The sequence below is a fragment of the Rhizobacter sp. P5_C2 genome (assembly GCF_054049715.1).
The window spans coordinates 20041-30156 of sequence record NZ_JBFULV010000020.1 but is presented as its reverse complement, the minus strand read 5'-3'; the positions used below and the strand labels follow the sequence as shown (position 1 = coordinate 30156).

Below are 10116 nucleotides of genomic sequence, written 5' to 3'. Positions count from 1 at the left end.
AAAGTCAGCCCTGGGTGCGCCCACGCCCCAGCGCACTGAGCACGACCAGCTTGACTGCCAGCTTGGCGGCCTCCACCGTGGGTCGGTAGCGCCACGATTCGCGCAGCCGCTCGCGCGCCGCCGGCAGTTGGCGAGCCCACATCAGGTCGCGCGCGTAACCCAGCGTGGTGGCCACCCGGGCGTCGCGAAACTCCTTGGCGAAATGGCGGGCCTGCTCCGGATGTTCCTGCTCGAACTTGGCATACACCTTCAGGCGGTTGCCGGTGTTGATGTTCCTGCTGAGCGAGCCCGGCGTGCTGGTCACGTTCACCAGCGGCTGCGCCACCTCGACGACGGTGGTGGACACCGCCACGCGCAGCGCGAAGTCGATGTCCTCGCCGGTCTTCAACGTGGTGTCGAAGTCGCCCGCTGCATTGCGCGCCTCGGTGCGCAGCACGACGTTGGAGYCCATCATGCCCCCCATCAGCAGGTCGGGCAGGCGCAGCATGCCGTTCACCACCCCGGGCTTGGGCGGCGCGATGCCGATCTCCGAGCCGTCGGGGCGCACGCCGCGCGCGCGGGTGCAGCAGGCCGCGCCGGCGCCGGGCACCGCTTCGATGCTGTTCACCGCCGTCTCCAGCCAGCGCGGATCCCAGTGGTCATCCGAATCGAGCAGCGCCACGTAGTCGCCGGTCACCTGCGGGAACGCCGTGTTTCGTGCGCTGGACACACCACCGTTGGGCTTGGGGATGTACAGCACCGGCTCCGGCAGCGCGCGCACCAGCTCAGCCGTGTTGTCGGTGGAGCCGTCGTCGACCACGATGACCTGGTGCGGCGGCAGCGTCTGGGCCAGCGCGGAACGCGCCGCGCGCACCACGTCCTCGGCCCGGTTGTAGGTGGGGATCACGACGGAAACCTTGGCGGTCAGGCCGTTGCTCTCCCGAGCGAACACGGCCACGTCATCGAACCGGCGATCAACCGTCTTGCTGCTCATTGCATCCCTCCCAAGGGCTGACACCTGATCGTGTGGGCTCAGGCTGAGCAGTAGATTAATTGTCGACGTGGCCGATTTCAATCGGCCGAACTCGATTATCGATAATTGTCAGGAATCGAGGTCGCAGGCTGCAATTTCCGCTCACCCCCGCGCGAAGAACGCCTCCACCAACCGCACCCAATACGTCCCGCCCACCGGCAGCAGCGCATCGTTGAAGTCGTAGTTCGGGTTGTGCAGCTCGCACGGCCCCATGCCGTGGTACGTGGCCTCGCGGTGCCCCCCGCCGCCGTTGCCGACGAACAGGTAGGTGCCCGGCACCTTCTGCAGGTAGAACGAGAAATCCTCGGCGCCACCGTGCTGCGGCGTGTTGCCGTCGACCTTGTCGGCGCCGAAGGTGTCCTGCGCCACCTTCATCGCGAAATCGGTCTGCGCGTCCCAGTTCACCAGCGGCGGGTAGGCGCGGTGGAACTTCAGCTCGCCGGTGCCGCCATGCACCTGCGGCAGCAGCTCGGCCATGCGGCGCATGTTGGCCTCGATCTCGTCCAGCACCTCGGTGCTGAAGGTGCGCACCGTGCCGCGGATCACCGCCTCGCCCGGCAGCACGTTGTAGGCATCGCCGGCATGGATCTGCGTCACGCTCACCACCGCCACGTCGATCGGGTTCTTGTGGCGCGAGATCAGCGTCTGCAGCGCGCCGACCATCTCGGCCGCGATCACGATCGTGTCGACCGCCTTGTGCGGCTGCGCCGCATGCCCGCCGGTGCCGCGCACGATGATGTCGAAGCGGTTGCTCGACGCCATCGTCGGCCCCTTGCGGAACGCGAAATGCCCCGCCTCGAAACCCGGCATGTTGTGGATGCCGTAGATCTCCTCGCACGGGAAGCGGGTGAACAGCCCGTCGTCCATCATCGCCTTGGCGCCGGCGTTGCCGCCCTCCTCCGCCGGCTGGAAGATGAAATTCACCGTGCCCTCGAAATCGCGGTGCGTAGCCAGGTAGTGCGCCGCGCCCAGCAGCATCGCGGTGTGACCGTCGTGCCCGCAGCCGTGCATGCGCCCCGGCGCCGTCGAAGCGTGCAGGAAGCGGTTGTGCTCCGGCATCGGCAGCGCATCCATGTCGGCACGCAGGCCGATCGCGCGCTCGCCGGCGCCGCGCGTGCCGTGCAGCACGCCCACCACGCCGGTCTGGCCGAGGCCGCGGTGCACCTCGATGCCCCACGCGGCCAGGCGCTCGGCCACCAGGTCGGAGGTGCGCGTTTCCTTGAAGGCGAGCTCGGGGTGCGCGTGGATGTCGCGGCGCAGCGCGGTGAACTCGGCGTGCTTGTCTTCGATCTCGGCGATGAGCGTCATGTCACTTGATCCTTCACGTAGTCGGCAATCTCTCGGGAGACGGCGGTGAGCGCATTCTGCAAGGCGGGGAAGCCGGCACTGCGCTCGCGCGTGGTCTCGTTCATGTAAAGCCCGCGGTGGATCTCCACCTGCAAGCTGTGGCGGCGCTCGGCGGGTCGGCCCAGCCGTGCGATCAGCGCGACGCCCTTGAACGGGTCGTTCAGCGCCACGCTGAAACCGCGCCGGCGCAGCGCCTCGGCCACCAGCGCGGTGAACTCGGGCGATGCCGTGGTGCCGTCGCGGTCGCCCAGCACGAAGTCGGCGAGCGGATGGTCGCTCTGGATCTGCAAGCCCTCGTACGAATCGGCGGGCATCGAGTGCAGGTTCAGGTGCCATACCGCGCCGAAGCGCGCATGGGCGGCCTGGATCTGCTCGCGCATCGCGGCGTGGTACGGCGCGTGGTACGTGGCGATGCGCTGCTGCACCTCGGCCACCGGCAGCTTGCGTGCGTAGATCGGCCACTTGCCGCTCTTGCCCGCATCGCGCCAGATCAGGCCGATGCCCAGGCGCGTCTTCTCGCTGGGGTGCAGCGGCGTGGGCCAGGGCTCAGCCAGCATCTCGGGGTCGATGTCGTCGATGTCGCGGTTCGGATCGATGTAGGCGCGCGGGAAATCCGCCGCCAGCAGCGTGGCACCGACCGAAGGCAGCGCCTGCCACAGCACGTGCACGTCGGTGTCTTCGGCGCCGCGCAGCTGATCGAAGGGCACGACGTGGCCGAAGTCGTCGGGGTACAGCACGCCGCTGTGCGGCGAGTCGCAGACCAGCGGCACCGGTTCGCCCTCGGGCAGGCGCAGCGTGAAGGGCGGGAACGGCGTCGGGACGCTTTGAAGGACGGTTGTCATGGCGTGGGATCGTTGAGGTGGCACGCGCTGGTGTGGCCCGTCAGCAGCGTGCGCAGCACCGGCGCCTCGACCTTGCAGCGCGGCATCGCATGCGGGCAGCGCGGATGGAAGGCGCAACCCGGGGGCGGCGCCAGCGGCGATGGCAGTTCGCCCTGGATGGGCAGGTAGGCGCGGCGCGTGGTGTCCAGCGTCGGCAGCTCGGCCAGCAGCGCCTGCGTGTAGGGGTGGTTGGGCGCGCTGAAGATCGTCTCGGTGGGCGCGACCTCGACGATGCGGCCCAGGTACATGATCACGACGCGGTCCGACACGTGCCCCACCACGCCCAGGTTGTGGCTGATGAAGAGGTAGGTCAGCTCGAACTCGCGGCGCAGCTCGAGGAACAGGTTCAGCACCTGCGCCTGGATCGACACATCGAGCGCCGCCACCGCCTCGTCGCAGACGATCAGCCGCGGCTTCAGGGCAAGCGCGCGCGCGATGCCGATGCGCTGCCGCTGCCCGCCCGAGAACTGGTGCGGATAGCGCTGCGCATAGCCGGGGTCGAGCCCCACCTGGCGCATCAGGCTCTCGACGTATTCCACCTTCTGCGCCGCCTTCACCAACCCATGCACCACCGGCGCCTCGCCGACGATGTCCATCACCCGCATGCGCGGGTTCAGCGAGGCCATCGGGTTCTGGAAGATCATCTGCACGCCCAGCCCCCAGGCGCGGCGCTCGGTGGCGTCCATCGCGGCCACCGGCTTGCCGAGGAAGCTGACGCTGCCCTCGGTCGGCGGCGTGATGCCGGCGACCACGCGGCCCAGCGTCGACTTGCCACAGCCGGATTCGCCGACCACGCCGATCACTTCGCCAGGCCGGATCTCCAGGTCGACATCGGCCACGGCGTGCACCACCGAGGCGCGGTGGCCGGCCCCCAGCAGGTTCGCGATGCGGCCTGCGAGATCGATGTCTTGCACGAAGCGCTTCGAGACGCCGCGCAGCTGCAGCAGCGGCGCGGCGGTGCTCACAGGAGTAGGTTCGAGAACGGTGTCCATGCGCTCCTCAGGCCGGCTCGGGCGTCAGCATGTTCCAGCAGCGCACCGTCTTGCCCTCAGGCCCGGGAGAGGCCTGCGGCACCACCAGGCACGCGTCGGTCGCATGGCCGCAGCGGGGCCGGAAGGCGCAGCCCTGCGGCAGGTTCAGCAGCGACGGCGTCATGCCCGGGATCTGCCGCAGCAAGGTGCCATGCGTGGCACGCGTCGGGATCGAATCGATCAGGCCGCGCGTGTACGGGTGAGAAGGGTTGCCGATCACGTCGGCCGTCGCGCCGCTCTCGACGATGCGGCCGGCATACATCACCGCCAGGCGGTCGGCCAGGCCAGACACGACTGCCAGGTCGTGCGTGATCCACATCATCGCGGTGCCGGTCTCGCGGCACAGCTTCTGCACCTCGTACAGGATCTGCGCCTGGATCGTCACGTCGAGCGCGGTCGTCGGCTCGTCGGCGATCAACAGCCGCGGGTGGTTCAGCAGCGCGATCGCGATCGCCACGCGCTGGCGCATGCCGCCCGAGAGCTGGTGCGGGTAGGCCTGCAGCCGCTCGTCGGGCGACGGGATGCCGACCATCGCGAGCGCGTCGCGGGCCCGCGCGAGCGCCGCCTTCGCCGTCACCTTCTCGTGCGCGTGGATCGCCTCGACCATCTGCGTGTCGACGCGCAGCACCGGGTTCAGCGTCATCATCGGGTCCTGGAAGATCATCGCGATCTCCTTGCCGCGCAGCGCCTGCAGCCGGCGCTCGGGCGCTCCCACCAACTCCTCGCCGAGGTAGCGGATGTGCCCGCCGACGATGCGCCCGGGCGGGTCGATCAGCCCGAGGATCGAGAAGCCGGTGATGCTCTTGCCCGAACCCGATTCGCCGACCAGCCCGAGGATCTCGCCGGCCTCGATTCGCAGGTCGACGCCATCGACCGCCTTCACCACGCCGCCATGCGTGAAGAAATGGGTCTGCAGGCCCTGGACGTCGAGGACGGTCATCTTGTCAATGCGCGTTGCGCGGGTTCAGGATGTCGCGCAGGTGGTCGCCCACCAGGTTGATGCCGACGATCGCCAGCGCCAGCGCGATGCCGGGAAAGAACGAGATCCAGTAGTTGCCCGACAGCAGGAACTCGTAGCCGTTGGCGATCAGCATGCCGAGCGACGGCTCGGTCACCGGCACGCCGACGCCGAGGAACGACAGCGTCGACTCCAGCGCAATCGCATGCGCCAGGTCGATGGTGGCGATCACGATCAGCGGCGGCAGGCAGTTGGGCAGCATGTGGCGCAGCAGCACGCGCGGCCAGCCGAGCGACATGCATTGCGCGGCCTCGATGTATTCCTTCGCGCGCTCGACCAGCGCGGCGCCGCGCGCGGCCCGCGCGAAATACGCCCATTGCACGATGACGAGCGCGAGGATCACCTTGTCGACGCCCTTGCCGAGGATGGCCAGCAGGATCAGCGCGACCAGGATCGCCGGGAACGACAGCTGGATGTCGACGATGCGCATCAGCAGCGCGTCGATCCACCCGCCGAAATAGGCCGCCGCCAGCCCGACCGCGCTGCCGATGGCCAACGCCGCCGCGACCGAGACGCCGCCCACCAGCAGGCTGGTGCGCAGCCCGTAGAGGATGGCCGACAGCAGGTCGCGCGCCTGGCCGTCGGTGCCCAGCCAGTAGGTCATCGTGCCGGCGGCATCGCGGCTGCCGGGCGGCAGCTTCGAGTCGAAGATGTCGAGCTTGCCGATGTCGTACGGGTTCTGCGGCGAGATCCACGGCGCGAACACCGCGGCGAACAGCGCGAGCACCAGCAGCACCAGGCCGAACATCGCCAGGCGGTCGGCCATGAACTCGCGGCGCAGGCGCTGCCACGGCGTCTCGGGCGGCGGCAATGCAGTCAACAGCACATCGACCGTCATGCCTTCGCCCCTTGCAGCCGCACGCGCGGGTCGAGCACCGAATAGAGAACGTCCACCACGAGGTTCAGCATCACGAGGAAGAACACGATCAGGATCAGGTAGGCGACGACCACCGGCCGGTCGAGCGTGATGATCGAATCGAGCAGCAGCTTGCCCATGCCGGGCCACGCGAAGATCGTCTCGGTGACCACCGCGAACGCGACCACCTGGCCGAACTCCAGCCCGCCGACCGTGACGATCGGCACCATGATGTTCTTCAGCAGGTGCACGCGCAGGATGCGGCCCCAGCCCAGGCCCTTGGCGCGCGCGAACTTGATGTAGTCCATCGGCAGCGCCTCGCGGGTGGCGGCGCGTGTCACGCGGATGATCAGCGCGGTCTTCGCGAGCGCGATCGTCACCGCCGGCAGCAGCAGGCGCGACCAGCCGTCGAGCGTCAGCACGCTGAGGTCGAGCGGCCCCAGGTGCACCGTGGCCCCGCGCCCGCTGGCCGGCAGCCAGCCGAGCTGCACCGCGAACACCATGATCAGCATCAGCCCGACCCAGAAGTTGGGCAGCGAGAAGCCGAGCACCGAGCCGGCCATGATGCCGCGCGTGCTGAGCGCCTGCGGCCGCAGGCCCGCCCAGATGCCCAACGGGATGCCGATCAGCACCGACAGGCCCATCGACACCAGCGCGAGCTCCAGCGTGGCCGGCATGCGCTCCAGGATCAGGCCCATCGCCGATTGCCCGGTCAGGAAGCTCTTGCCGAAATCGAGCCGCAGCGCATGCGACATGAAGATGCCGTACTGCTGCCACAGCGGCTTGTCGAGGCCGAAGCTGGCGCGGATCTCGGCGCGGTCCTGCTCGGTGGCCTCGGCGCTGGCCATCATCGAGACCGGGTCGCCGACGACGTAGAGGCCGACGAAGACCAGGCCCGACATGACCGCCATGACGAGCACCGCCTGCAGCAGGCGGCGGATGATGAAAGCCGACATCAGCGTGCCCGGTACTGCCCTGTGTGCATGCTGATTACCTGGCCGGCACCGCGTACTGGACCATCGTCTGCTGGTCGGCGCGGCCCTTGAAGCTGACGTTCTTCTTCATCGCCCACACCGAGTGCTCGAAGTGGATCGGCAGCATCGCGAAATCGGCCATCGCCAGCTCGCTGGCCTTGGCCAGCGTCGCGGCGCGTGCGGCATCGTCCATCTGCGACGAGGCTTCGGCCACCAGCTTGTCCATCGCGGGGTTGGAGTAGCGGGCACGGTTGGTGGTGCCCAGGCCCTTGTCCTTGTCCGGCGTGACCAGCAGCGCGATCAGCGTGTTCGACATCTCGCCGGTCGCGGTGCCCCAGCCGGCCAGGTAGGCGCTGTAGGTGTAGGTGTCGCGGTTCTTGAAGAACACGGCCGGCGCGTTGGCATCGATAGATGTCTTCACGCCGATGCGCGTCCACATGGCGGCCAGCGTCTGCGCGACCTTGCTGTCGTTGATGTAGCGCCCGTTCGGCGTGCCCAGCACCAGCGTGAAGCCGTCCGGGTAGCCGGCCTCCTTCAGCAGCGCCTTGGCCTTCTCGGGATCGGGCTTGGCGGCGGTGACGAGGTTCTTGCTCGCACCGAACATCGGGTACGGCAGCAGCTGCGCGGCCGGCGATGCCACGCCGCCCATCGTGCGCGAGACCAGCGCCGAGCGGTCGACGGCGAGCGACAGCGCTTCGCGCACGCGCTTGTCGAGCAGCGGGTTCTTGCCGATGGGGCCACCGGCAGTGGCGGTGATGCCCGGCGTGGTGTCGCCGTTCTGGTCGAGCGCCACGTAGATGATGCGGTTGGATGCCTTGGTCTCCACCGTCAGCTTGGGCTCCTTGCGCAGGCGCTCCAGGTCATCGGTCGGCGGATCTTCGGCGAGGTCGACGTCACCCGCCAGCAGCGCGGCGACGCGCGCGGCCGGGTTGCTGATCGGGCGGTAGATGACCTTGTCCCAGGCCGGTGCCTTGCCCCAGTAGTGGGGGTTGCGCTCGAAGATGACCTCGGAGCCGCGCTTCCACGAGACGAACTTGTACGGGCCGGTGCCCACCAGGCCGTTGCCGGCGTTCAGCTCGGTGGTGGTCTTGCCTTCGGGGGCCGAGCCGGCGGCGGCCTTGGCCGACATGATGGGCAGTCCGACCATGTTGATCGCGAGCAGCGGGTACGGCTCGGTCGTCGTGATGCGCACCGTCAGCGGATCGGGGGCCTCGATCTTCTCGACCTTCTGCAGGTAGACCTTGAACGACGACGGGCTGTTGGGCACCTTGGGCACGCGGTCCATCGTGAACAGCACGTCGGCCGAGGTCATCGGGCTGCCATCGGAGAACTTGACGTTCGGCCGCAGCTTGAAGGTCCAGACCTTGCCGTCGGCCTTCCAGGATTCGGCGAGGCAGGGCTCGGGCTTCAGGTCGGCATCGACGCAGACGAGCGGTTCGAACAGCGTCTGCGACAGCTGGATGTTCGGCGTCAGCGCGTGGTACTGCGGGTCCATCGACGTGGGCTCGGTCTTCAGCGCCACCACGAGGTCGCGCGCTGCGGCGGCGCTGGAGAGAGAGACGCCGGCAGCGATGACAGCGGCGGCCAGCAGGGATCGGCCGACGGGCTCGAGGGAAATACTTCCTGGCATGTGATGCTCTGCAGTCCGTGTTCAGTGAAGCTGAAGACGGTAGCAAGAAGCGATCCAGGCGGCAATTGTGGGGACTACCTGCAGCGTCGGTTTTCTACAAGATCGCCGGGCGGCGTTGCGAGACAGTGAAGCCCTCACCACCGATCACCGCCAGGAGCCATGATGACGACGAACACGACGATCCGCCCGTTCCGCATCGACATCGCGCAAGCGCAGATCCTCGACCTGCAGCGCCGCCTCGCGGCCACGCGCTGGCCGCAACCGGTGGACCCGGGCTTCGGCCATGGCCAGTCGCTGGCGTTGGTGCGCGAGCTGGCCGCTTACTGGGCCGACGGGTTCGACTGGCGCGCCCAGGAGGCGCGGTTGAACAGCCATCCCCAGTTCATCACCGAAATCGACGGCCAGACCCTCCATTTCATCCACGTGAAGTCGAAGGAGCCCGAGGCCTTCCCGTTGATCCTGACGCACGGCTGGCCCAGTTCCCCGGCCGAGTACCTGGACCTGATCGGCCCGCTCACCGACCCGCGCAGCCATGGCCTCGATGCCTCGATCGCGTTCGACCTGGTGATCCCGTCGGTGCCGGGCATGGGGCTGTCGTCGCCGCTGGCCGGCACCGGTTGGGACGCGGCCCGCACCGCGGCCGCCTGGGACACGCTGATGGCGCGGCTGGGCTACACCCGCTATGGCGCGCAAGGCGGCGACGTGGGCGCGCTGATTGCGCGCGAGCTGGGCATCCTCGCGCCCGAGGGCCTGGCCGGCGTCCACCTGCAGCAGGTCTTCGCCTTCCCCAATGGCAGCCCCGGCGAGATGGACGGGCTGTCCGCGTTCGAGATGGAAGGGTTCAAGGGCCTCGACCACTTCCGCAAGTACGCCGGCTACGTCGACATCCAGTCCAAGCGCCCCGGCACGCTGGCCTACGGGCTGGTCGATTCGCCGGCCGCGCTGCTGTCGTGGAATGCCGAGCTGTTCTTCGGCTTCGAAGGCGAGCGCATCGCCGAGGTCGACCGCGATCGCTTCCTGACGCATGTGTCGCTGTACTGGTTCACCGCCACCGGCGGCCAGGCCGCGGAGTTCTACCTGGCCAACGCCGCCAGCGGTGCCGGCTACCGTGAACTGCCCAACCCCACGCCGACCGCCGTGGCCGTGTTCCCGAACGACTTCCGCTCGGTCCGCCGCTTCGTGGCCCGTTCCCACACCCGGCTGCTACAGTGGACCGAGATGCCGCGCGGTGGCCACTTCGCCAGCGAGACCGACCCCGACCTCGTCGCCGATGACCTGCGCCGCTTCTTCGTCGGACTGCAGGCGCAACAGGATGTCCCCCACAGAAGGAACGATCACTGAAGAAGAGCGCGCGGCGGACTCGCCCC

The 10116-nt window shown here is 68.6% G+C and carries 9 protein-coding genes; 1 reads left to right on the top strand and 8 read right to left on the bottom strand.

The window, feature by feature from the left end; all coding sequences use genetic code 11:
* Positions 1-4: 4 nt before the first annotated feature.
* The 8 genes from ACXJLU_RS09700 to ACXJLU_RS09665 form a co-directional block, all read right to left on the bottom strand.
* On the bottom strand, positions 5-973 hold the full coding sequence (locus ACXJLU_RS09700; RefSeq protein ID WP_457330290.1) for a glycosyltransferase family 2 protein: 969 nt from the start codon (positions 971-973) through the stop codon (positions 5-7).
* A 141-nt stretch (positions 974-1114) separates the two neighbouring features.
* Entirely contained in the window at positions 1115-2320 is a 1206-nt protein-coding gene (locus tag ACXJLU_RS09695; protein ID WP_457330288.1) for a M20 aminoacylase family protein, read from the bottom strand.
* Positions 2317-3201 carry an N-formylglutamate amidohydrolase gene (locus ACXJLU_RS09690; RefSeq protein ID WP_457330286.1) on the bottom strand — a complete coding sequence of 295 codons (885 nt, stop codon included), beginning with the start codon at positions 3199-3201 and terminating at the stop codon, positions 2317-2319. The genes ACXJLU_RS09695 and ACXJLU_RS09690 overlap by 4 nt, the downstream gene beginning before the upstream one ends.
* The gene (locus ACXJLU_RS09685) at positions 3198-4232 is read right to left on the bottom strand and encodes an ABC transporter ATP-binding protein (protein ID WP_457330285.1); all 1035 of its coding nucleotides are present in this window, start codon (positions 4230-4232) and stop codon (positions 3198-3200) included. The genes ACXJLU_RS09690 and ACXJLU_RS09685 overlap by 4 nt, the downstream gene beginning before the upstream one ends.
* Positions 4233-4239: 7 nt before the next feature.
* Entirely contained in the window at positions 4240-5211 is a 972-nt protein-coding gene (locus tag ACXJLU_RS09680) for an ABC transporter ATP-binding protein (RefSeq protein ID WP_457330283.1), read from the bottom strand.
* 4 nt (positions 5212-5215) lie between these two features.
* Positions 5216-6127, bottom strand: coding sequence for an ABC transporter permease (locus ACXJLU_RS09675; RefSeq protein ID WP_457330281.1), 912 nt, complete (start codon positions 6125-6127; stop codon positions 5216-5218).
* Positions 6124-7101 (bottom strand): ABC transporter permease, encoded by a 978-nt coding sequence (locus ACXJLU_RS09670; protein WP_457330279.1) that lies wholly within the window; start codon positions 7099-7101, stop codon positions 6124-6126. Before ACXJLU_RS09670 ends, ACXJLU_RS09675 begins: the two co-directional genes overlap by 4 nt.
* A 34-nt stretch (positions 7102-7135) precedes the next feature.
* Complete coding sequence (locus tag ACXJLU_RS09665; protein ID WP_457330277.1) at positions 7136-8749, bottom strand: ABC transporter substrate-binding protein; 1614 nt, start codon at positions 8747-8749, stop codon at positions 7136-7138.
* A gap of 162 nt (positions 8750-8911) precedes the next feature.
* Between ACXJLU_RS09665 and ACXJLU_RS09660 the strand changes: the two genes are divergently transcribed.
* Positions 8912-10090, top strand: a complete 1179-nt coding sequence (locus tag ACXJLU_RS09660; RefSeq protein WP_457330275.1) for an epoxide hydrolase family protein — start codon at positions 8912-8914, stop codon at positions 10088-10090.
* Positions 10091-10116 lie beyond the last annotated feature (26 nt).

Excerpts from the sequence above, each read along its gene's own strand:
- ACXJLU_RS09695 (WP_457330288.1), bottom strand. The coding sequence starts at position 2,320 with ATGACGCTCATCGCCGAGATCGAAGACAAGCACGCCGAGTTCACCGCG.
- ACXJLU_RS09690 (WP_457330286.1), bottom strand. The coding sequence starts at position 3,201 with ATGACAACCGTCCTTCAAAGCGTCCCGACGCCGTTCCCGCCCTTCACG.
- ACXJLU_RS09685 (WP_457330285.1), bottom strand. The coding sequence starts at position 4,232 with ATGGACACCGTTCTCGAACCTACTCCTGTGAGCACCGCCGCGCCGCTG.
- ACXJLU_RS09680 (WP_457330283.1), bottom strand. The coding sequence starts at position 5,211 with ATGACCGTCCTCGACGTCCAGGGCCTGCAGACCCATTTCTTCACGCAT.
- ACXJLU_RS09675 (WP_457330281.1), bottom strand. The coding sequence starts at position 6,127 with ATGACGGTCGATGTGCTGTTGACTGCATTGCCGCCGCCCGAGACGCCG.
- ACXJLU_RS09670 (WP_457330279.1), bottom strand. The coding sequence starts at position 7,101 with ATGTCGGCTTTCATCATCCGCCGCCTGCTGCAGGCGGTGCTCGTCATG.
- ACXJLU_RS09665 (WP_457330277.1), bottom strand. The coding sequence starts at position 8,749 with ATGCCAGGAAGTATTTCCCTCGAGCCCGTCGGCCGATCCCTGCTGGCC.
- ACXJLU_RS09660 (WP_457330275.1), top strand. The coding sequence starts at position 8,912 with ATGACGACGAACACGACGATCCGCCCGTTCCGCATCGACATCGCGCAA.